This is a genomic window from Pseudomonas wenzhouensis, from assembly GCF_021029445.1.
GTDB lineage: Bacteria > Pseudomonadota > Gammaproteobacteria > Pseudomonadales > Pseudomonadaceae > Aquipseudomonas > Aquipseudomonas wenzhouensis.
Genome location: NZ_CP072610.1, coordinates 4,187,208 through 4,209,530 on the forward strand (window position 1 = coordinate 4,187,208; position 22,323 = coordinate 4,209,530).

At 63.3% G+C, this 22,323-nt stretch carries 18 protein-coding genes; 8 read left to right on the forward strand and 10 right to left on the reverse strand.

Annotated features, from left to right (window positions below; translation table 11 throughout):
* Positions 1 to 34 precede the first annotated feature (34 nt).
* From J7655_RS19530 to aauR, 7 genes are all read left to right on the forward strand, one after another.
* Entirely contained in the window at positions 35 to 928 is an 894-nt protein-coding gene (locus tag J7655_RS19530) for an acyltransferase (RefSeq protein ID WP_230925827.1), read from the forward strand.
* Between the two features lie 224 nt (positions 929 to 1,152).
* On the forward strand, positions 1,153 to 2,061 hold the full coding sequence (locus J7655_RS19535) for a glutamate/aspartate ABC transporter substrate-binding protein (RefSeq protein WP_230925828.1): 909 nt from the start codon (positions 1,153 to 1,155) through the stop codon (positions 2,059 to 2,061).
* Between the two features lie 239 nt (positions 2,062 to 2,300).
* A complete protein-coding gene (locus J7655_RS19540) occupies positions 2,301 to 3,047 on the forward strand; it encodes an amino acid ABC transporter permease (RefSeq protein ID WP_230925829.1) in 747 nt (248 codons plus the stop codon).
* Positions 3,044 to 3,712 carry an amino acid ABC transporter permease gene (locus J7655_RS19545; protein WP_230925830.1) on the forward strand — a complete coding sequence of 223 codons (669 nt, stop codon included), beginning with the start codon at positions 3,044 to 3,046 and terminating at the stop codon, positions 3,710 to 3,712. Before J7655_RS19540 ends, J7655_RS19545 begins: the two co-directional genes overlap by 4 nt.
* Positions 3,709 to 4,443 (forward strand): amino acid ABC transporter ATP-binding protein, encoded by a 735-nt coding sequence (locus J7655_RS19550; protein WP_230925831.1) that lies wholly within the window; start codon positions 3,709 to 3,711, stop codon positions 4,441 to 4,443. Before J7655_RS19545 ends, J7655_RS19550 begins: the two co-directional genes overlap by 4 nt.
* Before the next feature lie 108 nt (positions 4,444 to 4,551).
* Complete coding sequence (locus tag J7655_RS19555) at positions 4,552 to 6,420, forward strand: sensor histidine kinase (protein ID WP_230925832.1); 1,869 nt, start codon at positions 4,552 to 4,554, stop codon at positions 6,418 to 6,420.
* On the forward strand, positions 6,417 to 7,739 hold the full coding sequence (gene aauR / locus J7655_RS19560; RefSeq protein WP_420850898.1) for a two-component response regulator AauR: 1,323 nt from the start codon (positions 6,417 to 6,419) through the stop codon (positions 7,737 to 7,739). The genes J7655_RS19555 and aauR overlap by 4 nt, the downstream gene beginning before the upstream one ends.
* Positions 7,740 to 8,014: 275 nt before the next feature.
* On the opposite strand, the gene fdhA is transcribed toward aauR, so the two are convergent.
* The 9 genes from fdhA to J7655_RS19605 all read right to left on the reverse strand — a co-directional run bounded on the left by fdhA (position 8,015) and on the right by J7655_RS19605 (position 19,543).
* Positions 8,015 to 9,214, reverse strand: coding sequence for a formaldehyde dehydrogenase, glutathione-independent (gene fdhA, locus J7655_RS19565; protein ID WP_021490386.1), 1,200 nt, complete (start codon positions 9,212 to 9,214; stop codon positions 8,015 to 8,017).
* A 260-nt stretch (positions 9,215 to 9,474) separates the two neighbouring features.
* Positions 9,475 to 10,338, reverse strand: coding sequence for a formyltetrahydrofolate deformylase (gene purU / locus J7655_RS19570; protein ID WP_230925833.1), 864 nt, complete (start codon positions 10,336 to 10,338; stop codon positions 9,475 to 9,477).
* Positions 10,339 to 10,496: 158 nt separating this feature from the next.
* Positions 10,497 to 11,477, reverse strand: a complete 981-nt coding sequence (locus J7655_RS19575) for an IS110 family RNA-guided transposase (protein ID WP_230925834.1) — start codon at positions 11,475 to 11,477, stop codon at positions 10,497 to 10,499.
* Positions 11,478 to 11,737: 260 nt separating this feature from the next.
* A complete protein-coding gene (locus J7655_RS19580) occupies positions 11,738 to 12,367 on the reverse strand; it encodes a sarcosine oxidase subunit gamma (protein WP_230925835.1) in 630 nt (209 codons plus the stop codon).
* Positions 12,360 to 15,383, reverse strand: a complete 3,024-nt coding sequence (locus J7655_RS19585) for a sarcosine oxidase subunit alpha (RefSeq protein WP_230925836.1) — start codon at positions 15,381 to 15,383, stop codon at positions 12,360 to 12,362. Before J7655_RS19585 ends, J7655_RS19580 begins: the two co-directional genes overlap by 8 nt.
* Positions 15,380 to 15,688 (reverse strand): sarcosine oxidase subunit delta, encoded by a 309-nt coding sequence (locus J7655_RS19590; protein WP_230925837.1) that lies wholly within the window; start codon positions 15,686 to 15,688, stop codon positions 15,380 to 15,382. Before J7655_RS19590 ends, J7655_RS19585 begins: the two co-directional genes overlap by 4 nt.
* Before the next feature lie 195 nt (positions 15,689 to 15,883).
* A complete protein-coding gene (locus J7655_RS19595) occupies positions 15,884 to 17,134 on the reverse strand; it encodes a sarcosine oxidase subunit beta family protein (RefSeq protein WP_230925838.1) in 1,251 nt (416 codons plus the stop codon).
* 175 nt (positions 17,135 to 17,309) lie between these two features.
* Positions 17,310 to 18,563, reverse strand: a complete 1,254-nt coding sequence (gene glyA / locus J7655_RS19600; RefSeq protein ID WP_230925839.1) for a serine hydroxymethyltransferase — start codon at positions 18,561 to 18,563, stop codon at positions 17,310 to 17,312.
* A 680-nt stretch (positions 18,564 to 19,243) separates the two neighbouring features.
* The gene (locus tag J7655_RS19605; RefSeq protein ID WP_230925840.1) at positions 19,244 to 19,543 is read right to left on the reverse strand and encodes a hypothetical protein; all 300 of its coding nucleotides are present in this window, start codon (positions 19,541 to 19,543) and stop codon (positions 19,244 to 19,246) included.
* 238 nt (positions 19,544 to 19,781) lie between these two features.
* Between J7655_RS19605 and J7655_RS19610 the strand changes: the two genes are divergently transcribed.
* Entirely contained in the window at positions 19,782 to 20,822 is a 1,041-nt protein-coding gene (locus J7655_RS19610; protein WP_104726915.1) for a threonine aldolase family protein, read from the forward strand.
* A 150-nt stretch (positions 20,823 to 20,972) separates the two neighbouring features.
* On the opposite strand, the gene gbcB is transcribed toward J7655_RS19610, so the two are convergent.
* Positions 20,973 to 22,076 (reverse strand): glycine-betaine demethylase subunit GbcB, encoded by a 1,104-nt coding sequence (gene gbcB, locus J7655_RS19615; RefSeq protein WP_230925841.1) that lies wholly within the window; start codon positions 22,074 to 22,076, stop codon positions 20,973 to 20,975.
* Positions 22,077 to 22,323 lie beyond the last annotated feature (247 nt).

Genomic DNA, 22,323 nt, shown 5'->3' on the forward strand with positions numbered 1-22,323 from the left:
ATGATGCGGCGTCCACGCCTGCCAAGGAGTTGCCATGCGCCCCCTGTTGATCGGCTTACTCAATGTCATTCTGCTGCTGGGTAACACCCTGCTGCTGATCGGCCCACTGCTGCTGATCGCCCTGGCCAAGTTCGTCCTGCCGGGCCAGGCGGCGCGCGATGCCTGCTCGCGCGGGGTGATGTGGGTGGCCGAGTTCTGGGCGGAGAACTGCAAGCGCCTCTTCGCCCTGCTCACCCCGACGCACTGGGACATTCGCGGCAATGCCGAGCTGCGCCGCGACACCTCCTACCTGGTGATCAGCAATCACCAGTCCTGGGTCGATATTCCGGCACTGGTGCAGGCCTTCAATCGCCGCACGCCCTACTTCAAGTTCTTCCTCAAGCAGGAGCTGATCTGGGTGCCCTTTCTCGGGCTGGCCTTCTGGGCGCTGGATTACCCCTTCATGAAGCGCTATTCCAGAGCCTTTCTGCAGAAGAACCCGCATATGCGGGGCAAGGACCTGGAGATCACCAGGGCCGCCTGCGAGAAATTCAAGCGCCTGCCGGTGACCGTGGTCAACTACCTGGAAGGCACCCGTTTTACCCCGGCCAAGCAGGCTCAGCAGCAGTCACCGTACCGCTATCTGCTCAAGCCCAAGGCGGGTGGGGTGGCTTTCGTGCTGGCAACGCTAGGCGAACAGATCGATGCCGTGCTGGATGTGACGGTGGTTTATCCCGGCAAGCAGGTGCCGGGCTTCTGGGCGCTGCTCAGTGGCCAGGTGGAGCAGGTGATCATCGATATCCAGACGCGCGAGCTGGACCCGGGCTTGTGGCAGGGCGATTACGAGAACGACCCGGCGTTTCGCCAGTACGTGCAGAACTGGGTATCGGCGTTGTGGCAGGCCAAGGATGCACGCATCGCTCAACTGCGCGCCCGCCCGATGCCATAGCGCCCGTTCGCGTTCGGCTTTCCGAACGCGACACCCTGCCACATTCGTCAGGCCGAACGAACGGCCTTACCCAGCAAACAATAAAATCTTTTATTTTCAATAACTTAAAATCAAAACAAGCCCTGGCACATATCCTGCTCCGTTCTCCTCAGGAATGCAGTAGACCTTCCCTGAGCAAAGTGGCGCACGACGCCATCACAACAACAATACCGAGGACTCGATTCATGCGTACCTTCCACCGTGTACTGAGCGTGGCCATTGCCACCGCCTTCCTGTCCACTCCGGTGATCGCCGAAGAGCTGACCGGCACCCTGAAGAAGATCAAGGACAGCGGCACCATCACCCTGGGCCATCGCGACTCGTCCATTCCCTTCTCCTACTTCGGCGACAACTCGCGTCAGCCGATCGGCTACTCCCACGACCTGCAATTGAAAGTGGTCGAGGCGGTCAAGCAGGAGCTGGGCATGCCGGAGCTGAAGGTGCGCTACAACCTGGTCACCTCGCAGACCCGCATTCCGCTGGTGCAGAACGGCACCGTCGATCTGGAGTGCGGCTCCACCACCAACAACATCGAGCGTCAGCAGCAGGTCGATTTCTCCGTTGGCATCTTCGAGGTGGGCACCCGCCTGCTGGCTAAGAAGACCAGCGGCATCAACGATTTCGACGACCTGAAAGGCAAGAACGTGGTGACCACCGCCGGCACCACCTCCGAGCGCCTGATCAAGTCGATGAACGCCGAGAAGAAGATGGGCATGAACGTGATTTCCGCCAAGGATCACGGCGAGTCCTTCCTGATGCTCGAATCCAACCGTGCTGTCGCCTTCATGATGGACGACGCCCTGCTCGCCGGAGAAATGGCCAAGGCCAAGAAGCCGGATGACTGGGCCGTGGTTGGCACCCCGCAATCCTTCGAGATCTATGGCTGCATGGTGCGCAAGGGCGATGCCGTTTTCAAAAAGGTGGTCGACAAGGCCATCACGGCCACCTTCGCCTCCGGCGAGATCAACGACATCTACGCCAAGTGGTTCCAACAGCCCGTACCACCGAAGGGCCTGAACCTGAATTTCCCCATGAGCGATGAGCTGAAGAAGCTGATTGCCAACCCGACCGACAAATCTGCAGAACAGATCTGACGGTGATGCGCCGCCACGCTCACAAGGCGTAGCGGCGCGGGGACTCCGGGGAAGCCAGCGGCTTCCCCAAACTAATTCTGACGAAGCCGAGACCGTCCGCCAAGGCGGATACGGGCAGCTGCTGCCTGTTTCTCAGGACTCGTGATCTATAGCCGTACCCAGGATCTTGCGAGCCAACGCCCGCTTTCAACGCAGGGCTGACGCGCAGCAGATCCAGTCCTCATAAGAGGGAATCTGCAATGAACTACAACTGGGACTGGGGTATCTACTTCAAGTCCACCGGCATCGGCAGCGAGACCTATCTGGACTGGTTCATCACCGGCCTGGGCTGGACCATCGCCATTGCCCTGGCCGGCTGGATCATCGCCCTGGCGCTGGGCTCGCTGCTCGGCGTGATGCGCACCCTGCCGAACCGCTGGCTGGCTGGCATCGCCACCGCCTACGTGGAAATCTTCCGCAACGTGCCGCTGCTGGTGCAGCTGTTCCTCTGGTACTTCCTGGTACCGGACCTGCTGCCCGAGCCGCTGGAACTGTGGTTCAAGCAGGATCTCAACCCGGCCACCTCGGCCTACCTCTCGGTGGTGGTGTGCCTTGGCCTGTTCACTGCCGCGCGGGTCTGCGAGCAGGTGCGTACCGGCATCGAGGCGCTACCCAAGGGGCAGACCGCCGCGGCCTACGCCATGGGTTTCCGCCTGCCGCAGATCTACAGCAACGTGCTGCTGCCGCAGGCCTACCGCATCATCATTCCGCCGCTCACCAGCGAGTTCCTCAACATCTTCAAGAACTCCTCGGTGGCCTCGCTGATCGGCCTCATGGAACTGCTGGCGCAAACCAAGCAGACCGCCGAATTCAGCGCCAACCTGTTCGAGGCCTTCACCCTGGCCACGCTGATCTACTTCACCCTGAACATGAGCCTGATGATGATCATGCGCATGATCGAGAAGAAAGTCGCCGTACCCGGCCTGATTTCCGTAGGGGGTAAATGATGGATTTCTCATCGATCATCCCCGCCCTGCCGGGCCTGTGGGACGGCATGCTGGTCACCCTGCAACTGATGGTGCTGGGCGTACTCGGCGGCGTGGTACTGGGCACCCTGCTGGCGCTGATGCGCCTGTCGCACAACAAGCTGCTGGCCAATATCGCCGCGACCTACGTCAACTACTTCCGCTCGATCCCGCTGCTGCTGGTGATCACCTGGTTCTACTTCGCGGTGCCGTTCATCCTGCGCTGGATCACCGGCGAGGACACCCCGGTGGGTGCCTTCAGCTCGTGCCTGGTGGCCTTCGTGATGTTCGAGGCAGCCTACTTCTGCGAGATCGTCCGTGCCGGCATCCAGGCCATTCCCAAGGGCCAGATGGGCGCTGCCTCGGCGCTGGGCATGACCTACAGCCAGAGCATGCGCATGATCATCCTGCCGCAGGCTTTCCGCAAAATGATGCCGCTGCTGCTGCAGCAGAGCATCATCCTCTTTCAGGACACCTCGCTGGTGTACACCGTGGGCCTAATGGACTTTCTCAACGCCGCCCGCTCGCGGGGCGACATCATCGGCCAGCCCCATGAGTTCCTGCTCTTCGCCGGCCTGGTCTACTTCACCATCAGCTTCGCAGCCTCGCGCGGCGTCAAGCTCCTGCAAAAAAGGTTAGCCGTATGATTTCCATCCAGAACGTCAACAAGTGGTACGGAGACTTCCAGGTGCTGACCGATTGCAGCACCGAGGTGAAGAAAGGCGAAGTGGTGGTGGTGTGCGGGCCGTCCGGCTCGGGCAAGTCCACGCTGATCAAGTGCGTCAACGCGCTGGAGCCGTTCCAGAAGGGTGACATCAACGTCGATGGCACCTCCATCGCCGACAAGAAGACCAACCTGCCCAAGCTGCGCTCGCGTGTCGGCATGGTGTTCCAGCACTTCGAGCTGTTCCCGCACCTGACCATCACCGAGAACCTCACCCTGGCGCAGATCAAGGTGCTCGGCCGCAGCAAGGAAGAGGCCACTCAGAAAGGCCTGGCCCTGCTCGACCGTGTCGGCCTGGCGGCTCATGCGCACAAGTATCCCGGCCAGCTTTCCGGTGGTCAGCAACAGCGTGTTGCCATCGCCCGCGCCCTGGCCATGGACCCGGTGGTGATGCTGTTCGACGAGCCGACCTCGGCACTTGACCCGGAGATGGTCAACGAAGTGCTCGACGTGATGGTGCAACTGGCGCAGGAAGGCATGACCATGATGTGCGTGACCCACGAGATGGGTTTCGCGCGCAAGGTCGCCGACCGGGTGATCTTCATGGACGCCGGACAGATCGTCGAGGACTGCCCCAAGGAAGACTTCTTCGGCGACATCAACGCCCGCTCCGAGCGCGCCCAGCAGTTCCTGGCGAAGATCCTCCAGCACTGACCTGTCGCGCCTGACGTAGCCCGGATGCAATCCGGGGATGACCGTTCACGGCTTCCCGGATTGCGTCCGGGCTACACATCCACATATCTGGCCAGTCTGGGGAGGACTATGATGCAATGCCTGCCCGCCCCTTCTCGCGCCGATCTGACCGTGAAACCGCGCCTGCTCCGTCACCTGTCGCTGATCCTGCTGTTCCTGCTGCTGGTGCTCGGCTGCGGCTATGCCGGCTATCACATCAGCGATCGCGCCGGCATCCGCGCCCTGGCCGAGAACGGTGAGCGCCAACTGGAGCTCAACGCTCGCGCCGTCGAAAGTGAAATCAACAAGTACACCTACCTACCCAGCCTGCTGGAGCTGGAAGGCAATGTCTCGCGCCTGCTGCTGGCGCCCACGGCCTACCGCCGGCATCACGTCAACGTCTACCTGCAGGGTCTCAACCAGCGCAGCGGCAGCCTGGCCATCTACGTGCTCGACCCGGATGGCCGGGTGATCGCCACCAGCAACTGGGACGAGGCCGACAGCTACCTGGGCGAAGATTTGTCGTTCCGCGCCTACTATCAGGACGCCATCGAAGGCCGCCCCGGCCGCTTCTACGGCATCGGCAGCACCACCGGCGAGCCGGGTTACTACCTGGCCCATGGCCTGCGCGAGGGCAAGCGCATCATCGGCGTGGCAGTGGTCAAGGTGCGCCTCGATGCCCTCGAAGAGCGCTGGCAACGCGCCCTGCTGGAAGCCTACGTCAGCGACGAGAACGGCATCATCATCCTCGCCAGTGATCCGATGGTGCGCCTGAAATCCGTGCGCCCGCTCGACGACGCCACCAAAGAGCGCCTGGCGCGCAGCCTGCAATACCACTGGGCGGCGCTGGAAGAACTGCAGCTGTTCAACCGTTCGCCCGTGGACGAGGGCATCGAACAGGTCAGCTTCGCCACCGCTGGCACGCCCGCCAACTACCTGCTGCAGACGCGCCGCCTGGAAGACACGCCCTGGCACCTGACCCTGCTCAGCCCGCTGCAGGAGCAACGCAGCGCGGCCATGAGCCACGGCATGCTGGCCGCAGCAGCGGCAGCCCTGCTGGCCTTTCTGCTGATCGCCTGGAACGAGCGGCGCAAGGTCATCGCCACCCGCCTGGCCGCCCGCGAAGCACTGCAGGCAGCCAACGATGAGCTGGAGCGCAAGATCGCCGAGCGCACCGCCGACCTGCAGGCCAGCAACCAGCGCCTGCAGGCCGAGGTGCGCGAGCGCCTGCAGGCCGAGACCACCCTGCGCCTGGCTCAGGACGAGCTGGTGCAGGCTGGCAAGCTGGCGGTGATCGGGCAGATGTCCACCAGCATCGCCCATGAACTGAACCAGCCGCTGGCGGCACTGCGCACCCTGTCCGCCAATGCCGTGCGCTTTCTCCAGCGCGGCTCGCTGGATGTGGCCAGCAGCAATCTGCAGAATATCGCCGAACTGGTCGACCGCATGGGCAAGATCACCGCCAGCCTGCGCGCCTTCGCCCGCCGCAGCGGCGACAGCGGCGAGGCCTCGCTGCAGCAGGCAGTGGATGCAGCGGTGTTGCTCCTGCACCCGCGCCTGCAGCGCACCAGCCTGAGCATCCACCGCGAGTTCACGGAAACCCGCCTGGCCATCGAGCAGATTCGCCTGGAACAGATTCTGGTCAATCTGATCAGCAACGCCCTCGACGCCATGCGCGAGCAGGTCGACCGCAAGCTGTGGCTGAGCGGCACGGCCGATGCCGACGGCTACCAACTGGAAGTACGAGACAATGGCCCCGGCATTGCCCCGGAAACCCGCGCGCACCTGTTCGAGCCGTTCTTCACCACCAAGCCCGGCGAACAAGGCCTCGGCCTCGGCCTGACCCTATCGGCCAGCCTCGCTGCCGCCGCGGGTGGCAGCCTCAGCGTGCGCCACCCGGACGAAGGCGGTACCGCCTTCGTGCTCACCCTGCCCTACCCACGAGAGCCGCAAGCATGAGCGACAGCCTCACCGTCCTGATCGTCGAAGACGATCCCCATGTGCTGCTCGGTTGCCAGCAGGCGCTGGCGCTGGAAGACATTCCCAGCATCGGCGTCAGCAGCGCCGAGGAAGCGCTAGCGCAGGTCGACGCGGACTTTGCCGGCATCGTCGTCAGCGATATTCGCCTGCCCGGCATCGACGGCCTGGCGCTGCTCACCCGCCTCAAGCAGCGCGACCCGAGCCTGCCAGTGGTACTGATCACCGGCCATGGCGATATCGGCATGGCCGTGGCCGCGATGCGTGATGGCGCCTACGACTTCATGGAAAAGCCCTTCTCGCCGGAACGCCTGGTCGACGTTGCCCGCCGCGCCCTGGAGCAGCGCAGCCTGGCCCGCGAGGTCAGCGCCCTGCGACGTCAGTTGGCCGGGCGTCAGGCGCTGGAGCAGCGCATCATCGGCCGCTCGCCGGCCATGCAGCAGTTGCGCGAACTGATCGCCAACATCGCCGACACCAATGCCAACGTCTTGATCGAGGGCGAAACCGGCACCGGCAAGGAGCTGATCGCGCGTTGCCTGCACGATTTCAGCCGGCGCCAGCCCAAGCAGTTCGTTGCGCTGAACTGCGGCGGTCTGCCGGAGAGCCTGTTCGAGAGCGAAATCTTCGGCCATGAGGCAAATGCCTTTACCGGCGCCGGCAAACGGCGCATCGGCAAGATCGAACACGCCGACGGCGGCAGCCTGTTCCTCGATGAGATCGAGAGCATGCCGATCAATCTGCAGATCAAGCTCTTGCGCGTATTGCAGGAGCACAGCCTGGAGCGCTTGGGTTCGAACCAGCCAATTGCCGTGGACTGCCGGGTGATCGCCGCCACCAAGGCCGACCTCGATGAGCTGGGCAAGCGCGGCGAATTTCGTAGCGACCTGTACTACCGGCTCAACGTGGTGACCCTGGAGCTGCCACCACTGCGCGAACGCCGCGAGGATATCGCCCTGCTGTTCGAGCACTTCCTGCAACTGGCGGCGCTGCGCTTCGACCGCGTCGTGCCGGAGCTGGATCGCCACACCCTGGCCGCACTGCAGGCGCACGACTGGCCCGGCAATGTGCGTGAGCTGCGCAACGTCGCCGAACGCTTCGCCCTAGGCCTGCCGGTGTTCAAGAAAAGCGGCCTGACCGACAGCACCGGCCCCGGTTTCAACGAAGCGGTGGAAGCCTTCGAGCGCAACCTGCTGGCCGCTGCCCTGGAGCGCCACGCCGGCAATCTCAGCCAGGCCGCCCAGGCACTGGGCCTGGCCAAGACCACGCTGTTCGACAAGGTGAAGAAGTACGGGCTGCAATAAAAGCCTGTGGGCTAATGCCGATCAGTGAAGCCGTTGCCCCCGCTCTCTGTAGGAGCCGGCTTGCCGGCGATTTGCCACAAAAAGCATCGCCAGCAAGCTGGTTCGTACAAAAAACGCCCCGTCTACTGCACGGGTGGTAAAGAACTTATCTGACCAGCATCAGCCCGTAGGCTGCCACAGGAAGGCGCAGGTCTATGCGCCTTGGCCGTGAAAACAGCTGGGCGCCATGTACAGCGCCAGCCCACGTCGTCCGAATTGCATCCGGGGCTACGCCGTCACGCCGCACTGAAGGTCTTGTGCGGGTCGATGACGAATTTCTTCGGCACGCCGGCATCGAACTCACCGTAGCCACGCGGCGCGTCGTCCAGGCTGATGACCTGCACACCGACCACCTCGGCGATGTTGATGCGGTCCCACATGATGGCCTGCATCAGCGCGCGGTTGTACTTCATCACCGGGGTCTGGCCGGTGTGGAAGCTGTGCGACTTGGCCCAGCCGAGGCCGAAGCGAATGCTCAAGGAGCCGATCTTCGCGGCGGCGTCCACTGCGCCCGGATCTTCGGTCACGTACAGGCCAGGAATACCGATTTTGCCGGCTACGCGCACCACGCCCATCAGCGAGTTGAGCACCGTGGCCGGCGCCTCCTGCTGGGCACCGGCATGGCCGTGGCCGCGGGCTTCGAAGCCCACCGCATCGACCGCGCAATCGACTTCCGGCTCACCGAGCAGGTCGGCGATCTGTTCATGCAGCGGGGTGTCCTTGGACAGGTCGGCGATTTCGAACCCCTGCGCCTTGGCATGAGCCAGGCGCGTTGGATTGACGTCACCGACGATCACCACCGCAGCTCCGAGCAGGCGCGCCGAGGCGGCAGCGGCCAGACCGACCGGGCCGGCACCGGCGATGTACACCGTGCTGCCCGGGCCAACGCCCGCAGTCACGGCGCCGTGGTAGCCGGTGGGCAGGATGTCGGAGAGGCAGGTCAGGTCGCGAATCTTCTCCATGGCCTTGTCGCGATCCGGCAGCTTGAGCAGGTTGAAGTCGGCGTAAGGCACCAGCACGTACTCGGCCTGGCCGCCGGTCCAGTCGCCCATGTCGACGTAGCCGTAGGCGCCGCCGGCACGAGCCGGGTTGACGGTCAGGCACACGCCGGTGTGCTGTTCCTTGCAGGAACGGCAGCGACCGCAGGCGACGTTGAAGGGAACGGAAACCAGGTCACCGATCTGCAGACGCTCGACGTCGCGGCCCTTCTCGATCACCTCACCGGTGATCTCGTGACCCAGCACCAGGCCGACCTGCGCGGTGGTACGACCGCGCACCATATGCTGGTCGGAGCCGCAGATATTGGTGGAAACGACTTTGAGGATGACCCCGTGCTCGATCTTCTTGCCGCGCGGGTCCTGCATTTTCGGGTAGTCGATCTTCTGCACTTCGACCTTGCCCGTCCCGAGATAAACCACACCACGATTTCCAGACATGCGTCACTCTCCTTTCTTGTTGTGAATACAAGGCGCGACCGGCGGCCGCGCAGCCTTGCACTGGAGCTTCTTGCGTCTGTTGCCGGAACCGCCGTTGAAACTTGGCAGGGCGGGTTCCGTAAGGTGGGCCGAGCGGCGATCCGCTTCAGCCCACCAATAGCGTTCTTCGTTGTGACTGGTGGGCTAAAGCCCACCCTACGAATAGCGTCGTTACCGTAGGGTGGGCTTTAGCCCACCAAATATTCCGGTTGGCGATGCGTTCAGGCGTTGAGCACCACCGTGCGGTTGGCGTTGAGGAATACGCGACGCTCGATGTGATAACCGACGGCGCGGGCCAGGGTCAGGCATTCGATGTCGCGGCCCTTGGCGATCAGGTCTTCCGGGTAGTGGGCGTGATCCACCGTCTCCACGCCCTGAGCGATGATCGGCCCTTCGTCGAGGTCGTTGTTGATGTAGTGCGCCGTGGCACCGACCAGCTTGACGCCCTTCTGGTAGGCCTGGTGGTAGGGCTTGGCGCCCTTGAAGCCGGGCAGCAGCGAGTGGTGAATATTGATCGCCCAGCCGTCCAGCTTGCGGCACAGCTCGGGCGACAGCACCTGCATGTAGCGGGCGAGCACCACCAGTTCGGCGCCGGTGTCCTCGATCACCTGCATGACCTTGCGCTCCTGCGCCGGCTTGTCGGCCTGGTCGAGCGGGAAATGGTGATAGGGAATGCCGTGCCAGCGCGCCAGCGGCTCGAGATCCGGGTGGTTGGACACCACCGCCACCACGTCCATGGCCAGTTGGCCGATACGCTGGCGATAGAGCAGGTCATTCAGGCAATGGTCGGCCTTGGATACCATCAACACCACCTTGGCGCGGTAGCCCGGCGGAGTCAGCTCGACCTGCATGTCGAAGGGCGCCAGGCGCTCGGCGACACCGGCGCGAAAGGCGGCTTCGTCGAAATCCTGCGGCTGACGAAACTCGACGCGGATGAAGAAGCGCGACGACAGCCGATCATCGAAACTGTGATGCTCGGTGACGTAGCAGTGCTGCTCGAAGAGAAAGCGCGTCACCGCATCCACGGTGCCGAACACGCTCGGACAATGGGCGGTGAGAATCCAGGTGTCGGGGGTGCGGCTCATAACAAACTCCGATGATTTTCACCCCTCTCCCCCCGGGAGAGGGGCCGGGGGTGAGGGCTATCCGACCCAACGCGGTCTGCCCTTCCCCCTCACCCCATCCCTCTCCCGGAGGGAGAGGGGGCTGTCCGCGTATGCCTCAAGTTCAGGCGTAGATACTGTTATCTGGCGCAAGCGACATGGAGTTCGGGGTCGAACTTTCGTCCGGACTTCAGCACGCCAAAGGCCACATGCACGAGTTTGCGCATCATGGCACCGATGATGACTTTGGCTGGCTTGCCGTTACCGGCAAGCCGGTCACGATAGCGACGCCCCCAGTCGGTTCTGTACAGAGCCACCATCGCGGGCATGTACAGCGCACTGCGCAGCCGTGAGTGACCGACCTTGGACATCCGCGGCTTGCCCCTGACGCTGCTGCCAGACTCATACGCACGCACGCTCAAGCCGGCAAAGGCAACGAATTGGCGCGCCTTGTCGAAGCGTTCTCCTCCCAGGCCGTAGGCCAATAGAACGGATAAGGTGCGTTCCCCAAGACCAGGGATGGAGATCAGCAGCTCACGCTTGCCTCGTAACGTCGGGTCATCATCAAGCGTCTGGGATATCTGCAGTTCAATACGCTTGATCTCTTCGTCGAGCCATTGCAGGTGCTTGTCCAGACTTTCACGCACCGAGTCACGGGCCGACTCGATCCGGTTCTTTTCCTCGGTGCGCATGGTCACTAGGCCTTGAAGGCGCAGTACCAGCGCTTTTAACCGCTGCTCCGAAAGTGATGGAGCAACCCAAAGGGCAGGTTGTCGTTGCCGACAATAATCAGCCAACGCCTTTGCATCGATTGCATCAGTCTTGCTACGCAGACCCAGCGATTGAGCATGGGCTTTGGCCAGGGCTGGATTGATGACACTGACGCGATGCCCCGCATTGGCCAGATGTACAGCCACTGCCTCCCAGTAGATGCCCGTAGCCTCCATACAGATGTGCACTGTTGCTTGGGCGTGCTGATCGATCCAAGCGCACAACCCGACAAACCCTTCGGGGTTATTGGCGAAGACCTTGTTCTTGAATTTTGCACCCAGCATCAGGGCGCAATCGATTTTCTTCTTGGATATGTCGATTCCCAGAGGGATGAAGTCAAAAGAGCTCATGGCTTGCGCGATCCACCTTGTGAATGCTGACTCACGGCTTGGCCGGGTCGAAGATACTGTCCGATCTCTGGCAAGTTAAAGCAGGCAAACCGGTGCGAAATCTACATCACGGCCTTGTCGCCAAGGGTGGATACGGCATCCGGGTGCCTTGTGCTCAAGAGCGACTTGAGCAAAAACAAAATACAAGGGTGGATGACGCTTCACCCATCCACGTTGCGGCTTCATGGCGGACGAAAAAAGCGTCGTCCGCCCTACGTGCATCAGGCCTCGACCGCCAACCCATACTCGGCACTGGCATCCTGCAGCCACAGCCAGAAGTAGTCGGCGAAGCTACGACGAATCACCAGCTCCCAGGTGTCCTCGCCAGTGTGGCGAATCACCAGTTGCGACTTGGCGAACACGGTGCCCACCGCCTTGCCCACCGGGAAGTTGCTCGGGTGCACGTCGTAGCTGGTCGACTTCATCAGCAGTTCGCGCACCTTGGGGCCGCGCAGTTCGAGCAGGGTTTGCCCGCCGCTGACGTTGACCACCGAGATGTGTTGGCCGTCCAGGGCTTCGCGCAGTTTGCGCTCGACCTCGAACTCGCTGCCGCCAGGTACGATCAGCAGCCATTCATCCGGGCCCAACCACTGCAGCGAGGTGTCGCCGTCGGCCACCAGCGTCAGCGCCGGGGGCAGTTCCAGGCCCAGGGCTTTATGCACACCGCCAGAGAAGGCGGCGTCCTTGGCATCCCCGCGAATCACCAGATGCCCGCGCAGCTTCTTCTCGCGCAGGGTGATGCCGGCGTTCTTGCGGCCCTTGCCGACCAGCTCATGCAGGCCGGCGTGGTGCAGTGGCGACTGCCCGGCAATGTCGACGGGGCGATGCTGATAGACGTTGACGTTAGACATTCTGGCGGTCCCCTTTCGGGTCATAGAACACGGAGCTGCAGATTTCGGCTTCGATCACGCTGCCATCGGCCAGCGGCGCGAACACGCGCTCGCCCATGCGCTTGAGGCCGCCCTTGACCACCGCCATGGCGAAGCTGTAACCCATCGCCGCGCTCATGTAGCTGGAGGTGACGTGGCCGACCATCTGCATCGGGATGGACTGTTTCGGGTCGAACACCAGTTGCGCGCCTTCCGGCAGCACCTGGTTCGGGTCGACCGGTTTCAGCCCCACAAGCTGCTTGCGATCTTCACGCAGGCAATCGTCGCGGTTCATGCCGCGCTTGCCGATCCAGGAGAACGGTTTGGTGCGACCAACGCACCAGCCCATGTTCAGATCGTCCGGGGTCACCGAGGCATCGGTGTCCTGGCCGACGATGATGAAGCCCTTCTCCGCACGCAGTACGTGCATGGTCTCGGTGCCGTAGGGGGTCAGGTCGAACTCCTTGCCGGCTTCGATGATCTGCTCCCACACGCCCAGGGCGTAGTCTGCCTGCACGTTGACCTCGTAGCTCAGCTCGCCAGTGAAGGAGATGCGGAACACCCGCGCCGGCACGCCGCCAACCAGACCTTCCTTCCAGCTCATGAAGGGGAAAGCGTCCTTGTCCAGGTCGATGTCGGTGACCTTGGCCAGCAGCTTGCGGCTGTTGGGGCCGGACAGGGTCATGGTGGCCCAGTGGTCGGTGACCGAGGTGAAATACACCTTCAGCTCCGGCCATTCGGTCTGGTGGTAGATTTCCAGCCATTCCAGCACCCGCGCCGCGCCGCCGGTGGTGGTGGTCATGAGGAAATGGTTGTCGGCCAGGCAGGCGGTCACGCCGTCGTCGAATACCATGCCGTCTTCCTTGCACATCAGGCCGTAACGCGCCTTGCCTACGTCCAGCTTGGTCCAGGCGTTGGTGTAGACGCGGTTGAGGAACTCACGTGCATCCGGCCCTTGAATGTCGATTTTGCCCAGGGTGGAGGCATCGAGGATGCCCACGCTGTTGCGTACGGCCAAGCACTCACGCGCCACGGCGGCATGCAGATCCTCGCCATTTTTCGGGAAGTACCAGGGGCGCTTCCACTGGCCGACATCCTCGAACTCTGCGCCGTTCTTCAGGTGCCAGGCCTGCATCGCAGTGTAGCGCTTGGCATCGAACAGCTCGCCACAGTGACGACCGGCCACGGCGCCGAAGGTCACCGGCGTGTAGTTCGGGCGGAACATGGTGGTGCCCATCTGCACGATGCTGATGCCCATCGAGCGCGCGGCAATGGCCAGGCCGTTGATGTTACCCAGCTTGCCCTGGTCGGTGCCGAAACCCAGCGCGGTGTAGCGTTTGACGTGCTCGACCGACTCGAAGCCCTCGCGCGTGGCCAGCTCGATACCGGCGGCGGTGACGTCGTTCTGCAGGTCGACGAACTGCTTGGGCGCGCGCGCGGTGGATTTGTCGTGCGGCACTTGGAACAGCGCCAGCATCGGCTCCTCGTGCAACGTCTCGGCCTGCGGCAGGATGCCGCTGACGGCCTTGTAGCCGGTATCGGCAGCCGCCTTGGCGCCCGCCTCGAAGCCATTGGCAAGCACGTCGCCGAGGGCGAACACGCCATTCACCGCACCCGCGTCGATGCGCTGCTGGATGCCGTTGCCCGGGCCCGGCACGAAACCGAGGATGTCCTCGCGCCATTCGGGGCGACCGCCCAGGTGCGACGCCAGGTGCACCACCGGGCTGTAGCCGCCGGAGCTGACGATCAGGTCGCAGTCCAGCACTTCGCCAGGGCTGGTGACCTTGTGTGCCTTGGCATCGATGGCGCAGATACGCGCCCCGGTGACGCGCTTGCTGCCGCGCGCCTCGACCACTGCGCTGCCGGTGAGGATGCGCACGCCACGCGCACGCGCTTCCTCGACCCAGCTGCCGCGCGGGTTGCTGCGGGCATCGGCGACAGCCACCACCTGGCGCCCGGCATCGAGCCAGTCGAGCACCACGCGGTAGGCGTAATCGTTGTTGGTCGACAGTACCAGTTCCTGCCCTGGCGCCACACCATAGCGACGCACGTAGGTCGACACGGCGCCAGCCAGCATGTTGCCGGGCACGTCGTTGTTGGCGTACACCAGCGGCCGCTCGTGGGCGCCGCTGGCCAACACCACACGCTTGGCACGCACGCGGTGCATGCGCTGACGGGCCTGGCCCATCGGCGCGGTTTCACCGAGGTGATCGGTCAGGCGCTGATGGATGGTGAGGAAGTTGTGGTCGTGGTAACCGTTGACCGTGGCGCGCGGCAGCAGGGTCACTTCCGGCAGGCTCTGTAATTCGACTATGGCTTGCGCGACCCAATCGGCGGCAGGCTTGCCGTCGAGGGTCTCGCGGGTGTCAAGCAAGCTGCCGCCGAACTCTTCCTGTTCATCGGCGAGGATTACCCGCGCACCGCTACGGCCGGCAGCCAGCGCGGCGGCGAGACCGGCAGGGCCGGCGCCGACGATCAGCACATCGCAGTGCTGGTTGAGCTGGTCATAGATATCCGGGTCGACCTCGGTGGGCGAACGGCCCAGGCCTGCGGCCTTACGGATGTACTTCTCGTAGGTCATCCACAGGTTCTGCGGATACATGAAGGTCTTGTAGTAGAAACCGGGCGGCATCATGCCGCCGCCGACCTTGCCGAGGATGCCCATCAGGTCGGTGTTGACGCTCGGCCAGCCATTGGTGCTGCTGGCCACCAGACCGCTGTACAGCGCCTGCTGGGTGGCACGCACGTTGGGGATCTGCGCCGCCTCGCTGGAGCCGATCTGCAGCACGGCATTGGGCTCTTCCGCACCTGCGGCGACGATGCCGCGCGGCCGCGAATACTTGAAGCTGCGCCCGACGATATCCACGCCATTGGCCAGCAGCGCGGCGGCCAGGCTGTCACCGGCGAAGCCCTGATAGGTCTGGCCGTTGAAGGTGAAGCTCAGCGGCTGGCTGCGGTCGATGCGACCGCCCTTGGCAAGACGATTGACCTGGCTCATGCCGTTACTCCTGCGGTGGCACCAGCGGCGGTGACCGAGGGTTTCTCGCCGACCTTGTAGGTCTCGAGGATCTCGTAGGTCACGGTGTGGCGGGTGACGTTGAAATACTGGCGGCAACCGGCAGCGTGCACCCACAGCTCGTGGTGGATGCCGCGTGGGTTGTCGCGGAAGAACAGGTACTCGCCCCACTCGGCATCCGTACAGGCATCGGGGTCGAGTGGGCGGGCGATATGAGCCTGGCCCTTGGCGTGGAATTCCTCTTCGGAGCGCAATTCGCCACAGTAGGGGCAGAAGATGTGCAGCATGCTCGGTACCTCCAGAAAATCTTCAAACCCGCTCGTATAGCCATGCGGGACAAGCTTGTCTCCCCTCTCCCCTGGGAGAGGGGCCGGGGGTGAGGGAGTGAGGGAACCGCGATCAGTCGAACCGCCCTCTCCCGCCCTTCGGGCACCCTCTCCCGGAGGGAGAGGGTCATCAGATGTCGCGCTGCGCGCGAACTTTTAATGGGCCACGGCAGCAGCGCCGTGCTCGTCGATCAGTGCACCAGTGTGGAATCGGTCGATGGAGAACGGCTTGGCCAGCGGGTGCATTTCGCCCTTGGCCAGGCTGGCGGCAAATACGTGGCCCGAACCGGGCGTAGCCTTGAAGCCACCAGTGCCCCAACCGCAGTTGAAGAACAGGTTGTCCACCGGGGTCTTGGAGATGATCGGGCAGGCGTCCGGGCTGGTATCGACGATGCCGCCCCACTGGCGGTTCATGCGTACCCGCGAGAGCACCGGGAACATCTCGACGATGGCCTGCAGGGTGTGTTCGATGGTCGGGTAGGAACCGCGCTGGCCGTAGCCGTTGTAGCCGTCGATACCGGCACCGATGACCAGATCGCCCTTGTCCGACTGGCTGATGTAGCCATGCACGGCGTTGGACATGATCACGCTGTCGATGATCGGCTTGATCGGCTCGGACACCAGCGCCTGCAGCGGGTGCGATTCCAGCGGCAGGCGGAAGCCGGCGAGCCCCGCCATGTGCCCGGAATTACCGGCAGTGACCACACCGACACGCTTGGCACCGATAAAGCCCTTGTTGGTTTCCACGCCAATCACCGCGCCGTTCTGCTTGCGAAAACCAATCACCTCGGTGTTCTGGATCAGGTCGACGCCCAGTGCATCGGCGGCACGCGCGTAGCCCCAGGCCACGGCGTCATGACGGGCGACGCCACCGCGACGCTGTACGGTGGAGCCCATCACCGGGTAACGGGTGTTCTTGCTGCAGTCGAGGTAGGGAATCTCCTCGGCCACCTGCTTGGCATCGAGCAATTCGCCATCCACGCCGTTGAGACGGTTGGCGCTGACGCGGCGCTCGGCGTCGCGCATGTCCTGCAGGGTGTGGCAGAGGTTGTAGACGCCACGCTGGGAGAACATGACGTTGTAGTTGATGTCCTGCGACAGCCCTTCCCACAGTTTCATCGCATGTTCGTAGAGCTGCGCGGACTCATCCCACAGGTAGTTGGAACGCACGATGGTGGTGTTGCGTGCGGTGTTGCCACCGCCGAGCCAGCCCTTCTCGACCACCGCGACGTTCTTCACGCCAAACTCCTTGGCCAGGTAATAGGCCGTGGCCAGGCCGTGGCCGCCACCGCCGACGATGACCACGTCGTACACCGGCTTGGGCGTTGGATTACGCCACATGCGCTGCCAGTTCTCATGATGGCTGAACGAGTGCTTGAACAGGCCGAAGCCGGAATAACGTTGCATGAAGATGCTCCTTGAATCTGTTCTCGAACGCCTAACCTGTAGATGCTTTTTTGATCGTCAGACGTTTCCAGTAGGGTGGGCTTCAGCCCACCAGGACTGCCCGCTGCTAGTGGGCTGAAGCCCACCCTACGGCTATGACCCTGGTTATCACGCTCCGGCAACAGAACAAAACGCGTTAGCGATAGACCGGATAATCCGCGCACAGCCCGGCGACCAGCTTGGCCACCTGCGCCTCGACATCGGCATCGCCGAGGTGATCGAGGATGTCGCAGATCCAGCCGGCCAGCGCCTGGCACTGGACGACCTTGAAACCTCGGGTGGTCACCGCCGGCGTACCGATGCGGATGCCCGAGGTCACGAACGGCGACTGCGGGTCGTTGGGTACGGCGTTCTTGTTCACGGTGATGCCGGCGCGGCCCAGCGCAGCATCGGCCTCCTTACCGGTCAGCCCCTGCTTGATCAGGCTGAGCAAAAACAGATGATTGTCAGTGCCGCCGGACACCACCTCGTAGCCGCGCTCAATAAAGACCTTGGCCATGGCCTGAGCGTTGTCGATCACCTGCTGCTGGTAAGCCTTGAACTCCGGCTCCATGGCTTCCTTGAAGCACACCGCCTTGGCGGCGATGACGTGCATCAGCGGGCCGCCCTGGGCACCGGGGAACACCGCGGAGTTGAGCTTCTTCTCGATCTCTTCGTTGGCCTTGGCCAGGATCAGGCCGCCACGCGGGCCACGCAGGGTTTTGTGCGTGGTGGTAGTGACAACATCGGCGAAGGGAATCGGGTTCGGATACAGGCCGGCAGCGACCAGGCCAGCGACGTGGGCCATGTCGACGAACAGCAGCGCACCGACCTTGTCAGCGATGGCGCGAAAGCGCGGGAAATCCAGGGTCTTGGAATAGGCGGAGAAGCCGGCGACGATGATCTTCGGCTTGTGCTCCACGGCCAGGCGCTCGACCTCGTCGTAGTCGATCAGCCCGGTGGCGGTATCCAGGCCGTACTGCACGGCGTTGTAGAGTTTGCCCGAGGACGACACCTTGGCACCGTGGGTCAGGTGGCCGCCATGGGCCAGACTCATGCCGAGGATGGTGTCGCCGGCATTGAGCAGCGCCAGGTACACGGCGCTGTTGGCCGAGGAACCGGAGTGCGGCTGGACGTTGGCGTAGTCGGCACCGAACAGGGCTTTGGCGCGGTCGATGGCCAGTTGCTCGACCTTGTCGACGTACTCGCAGCCGCCGTAATAGCGCTTGCCCGGATAGCCTTCAGCGTACTTGTTGGTCAGGCCGCTGCCCTGCGCCTGCATCACCCGCTGGCTGCAGTAGTTCTCCGAGGCGATCAGCTCGATGTGCGCTTCCTGACGACGCTCTTCCTGGCTCATCGCCGCGAGCAACGCATCGTCGTAACCCTGAATCTGATCCTGCTTGCTGAACATCTCGACTCTCCTGCAGCGCCTGTGGGCGGCGGTCTTGAACGGGCGGGCCGGCAAGACCCTGTGCAGCGATGGTAGGGCCGCCCCTGCCCCCTCAAATGCCTGCCAACGCCGCGAGAGCATTCGTTTGCGACATGGCCTTGTCGCAATCAGGCGCGTCGCGATCAGCGCCCTGTCTTGCGCACAGATAGCGGGGATCAAGCTGTGGATAAGCCGTGCACAGGCCGTTGCAAACCGCGTGCTACGCGGCGCCCCGCACCTTGATCATTTCCTGATCTATATCAGTCGGTTAGCAACTAAAGCCATGCACAGATACGGTGGAACAGCCTGTGGAAAAGCTGTCATCAACTGACTGCAGGCCAGGTATGACAGGCACCTTGGCCAGGTGCTCAACAACCATCCAGGCGCAGGGACGGCAATGGTTATCCACCCGCAATCGAGGCAAGTACCGCAAAGGCGTGGGGATATGCACAAAAGGTGTGGATGAAACTGTGCATAGGCTGTTCGACGAGGGCGCGAGGCCAGGCTGGACGGGGGCTGCCGAGAATCGACTAAAAATCGAACAAGATCAATGAGATAGAAGTGTCTTGTGCACAAATGCCGTGGACTTCACTGTGCACGAGCTGTGGATACCTGGCGCCAGAGGCTCCGGCACCAGCGCATGCTATTTGCTCAACGCCGCGTCAGGGCTTGAGGTTGCCGCTGCAACTGCTGGAGGCATTCACCAGGCGTTGCTGCATGGCCGGGTCGGGCGGCGTCTGGCGGCTCATGGCCTGCAGTTCTTCCTCGCTGAACGCCTGGCTGACTTTGTTTGCCGCACACTCGCAATAGGCACGCAATTGCGCCTCTTCGTAGCCTGCCGGAGCGCCGGCAATGCACTGCTGAACGAACTCGGTCTTGGCCTTGTCCGACCACTCGGCGGCGGAAACCGGTAGTGCGACGGCCAGCGGCAGGGCAAGGGCGAGCAGGTGACGATAGGTCATGGAAGACTCCTTCTCTTGATTGCGGAAGGCGGAGCGAATGCCGCCCTCTGCAAGGTGTGAGCCCCCGTTACGGGGCAAGTTCCATCTTTTTGCCGAACGGCCAGCCACGAAACGACCCAGCAGTACGCATCCGCACAACAACTCGTCGCGGCTGCGGACGCCCTCCCCAGAGGCTCGTGAGTAAAATTCGCGCTTTGCCGGCAGCATCGCCGGCAGGCTTTTCAGAAGGAACGCGCCTATGTCCGACAATGCCCAGCAATTCGCCAGCGACAACTACTCCGGCATCTGTCCCGAAGCCTGGGCCGCCATGGCCGAAGCCAACCAGGGCCACCAGCGCGCCTACGGCGATGACGAGTGGACGGCGCGCGCTGCCGATCACTTCCGCCGCCTGTTCGAGACCGACTGCGAGGTGTTCTTCGCCTTCAACGGCACCGCCGCCAACTCCTTGGCCCTGGCCTCCCTGTGCCAGAGCTACCACAGCGTGATCTGCTCGGAAACCGCCCACGTCGAGACTGACGAATGCGGCGCGCCGGAGTTTTTCTCCAATGGCTCCAAACTGCTGCTGGCCAAGACCGAGAACGGCAAACTCACGCCGCAAGCGATCCGCGAAATTGCCCGCAAGCGCCAGGATATCCACTACCCGAAACCGCGCGTGGTCACCCTTACCCAGGCCACCGAAGTCGGCACCGTATACAGCGCGGAAGAAGTGCGCGCCATCAGCCAGGTCTGCGAGGAACTGGGCCTGCACCTGCACATGGACGGCGCACGCTTCTCCAACGCCTGCGCCTTCCTCGGCTGCAGCCCGGCGGAGCTGACCTGGAAGGCCGGCGTCGACGTGCTGTGTTTCGGCGGCACCAAGAACGGCATGGCCGTCGGTGAGGCCATCGTCTTCTTCAACAAGGATCTGGCCGAGGACTTCGACTACCGCTGCAAGCAGGCCGGCCAACTGGCCTCGAAGATGCGCTACCTGTCCGCGCCCTGGGTCGGCATCCTGCAGAACGATGTCTGGCTGAAATACGCCAACCACGCCAACCGCTGTGCGCAGTTGCTGGCCAGCCTGGTGGCGGATGTACCCGGCGTCAGCCTGATGTTCCCGGTACAGGCCAACGGCGTGTTCCTGCAACTGTCGGAGCCGGCCATCGCCGCCCTCACCGCTCGCGGCTGGCGTTTCTACACCTTTATCGGCGCCGGCGGCGCGCGTTTCATGTGCAGCTGGGATACCGACGAAGCCCGCGTACGCCAGCTCGCCGCCGATATCCGTGAAGTGATGAGCGCCTGAATAACGCTCTGACATGCCCGAGGAAGGGGCTTGAGCTGCGACCGTAGCCCGGATGCAATCCGGGGCAATCGATCAACCGCCCCGGATTTCATCCGGGCTACAGACTAAGCCGCGCACTCGTGGGAGGGGCTTCAGCCGCGACCGTGACGATCAGTAATCGATCGCCACATCCCCTTTCGGCACGCTGCAGCACGACAGGATATAGCCCTCGGCCACGTCCTCGTCGGTGATGCCGCCGTTGTGCTCCATGTCCACTTCGCCCGCCGTCTTCATCACCTTGCAGGTGCCGCAGATACCCATGCCGCAGGCCTTGGGAATGTGCAGGCCGAGCTTGGCGGCGGCCGCGTGCACGGTTTCGCCGGGCGCCACGCGGATGCTCTTGCCAGTGCTGACGAACTCCACCTGATTGAGCTCAGCCACCGGCACTTCCGGCGCGTCGGCGGCCTCGGCGGCCAGCTCCTTGACCTCGGCGCGGATCTCCGGTGGCGTCGGGCCGAAGGCCTCCTCGTGGTAGCGGCTCATGTCATAGCCCGCCGCCTCGAGCAGACGCTTGACCGCGCTCATGTAGGGCGTCGGGCCGCAGCAGAATATTTCGCGCTCGAGGAAGTCCGGTGCCATCAGCTCCAGCATTGGCTTGTTCAGGTAGCCGCGATAGCCAGCCCAGGACTCACCCAGGCCATGCTTCTCGCAGATCACGTGCAGGCTGAAGTTGTTGATGCGCGCCGCCATGTGCTCCAGCTCGCGCTGGTAGATGATGTCCTTGGGCGAGCGCGCGCTGTGTACGAAGACCATGTCGACATTGGCGTTGGTGTCGTAGAACCAGCGCGCCATCGACATCACCGGGGTAATGCCAACGCCACCGGAGAGGTAGAGCACTTTTTCGGACGGGAAATCGATGGCATTGAACAGCCCGACCGGGCCGTGCACCGGCACCTCGTCGCCTTCCTTGAGGTTGTCGTGCAGCCAGTTCGACACCTTGCCACCGGGCACGCGCTTGATGGTGATGGAGAAGCTGTAAGGCACCGAAGGCGAGCTGGAAATGGTGTAGGAGCGCATGATCGGCTGGCCGTCGATCTCCAGTTCCAGGGTGACGAACTGCCCCGGTTTGAAGAAGAACAGCACCGGCTGATCGGCCATGAAGCAAAAGGTGCGCACGTCCCAGGTTTCCTGGATCACCTTGACGCAACGCACCAGATGGCGGCCGTTGGTCCAGGTCTGGGTGGTAACCGGGTTGAGGAAGGCATTGGTGGTCATGCACGGCTCTCCACGCGGCCGGATGTCGGCCTATGTGGCTGCGATTGTGCGAAAGCCCGTGCGCCTTCATTTATCCATCCGCGACATCCGCATGCTTATCGCGACCTGCCCCATGCCACGGGCTCTGGCGCGTCGGAAACGAATCCGGCCATGTCGCCCATGGATAAGGTTTCGCCTTGGCTCGGCTCCACACTCCGCCTCACCACGCATGCACGCCCATCGCAGGCGGCAGCGCCAAACGACCACC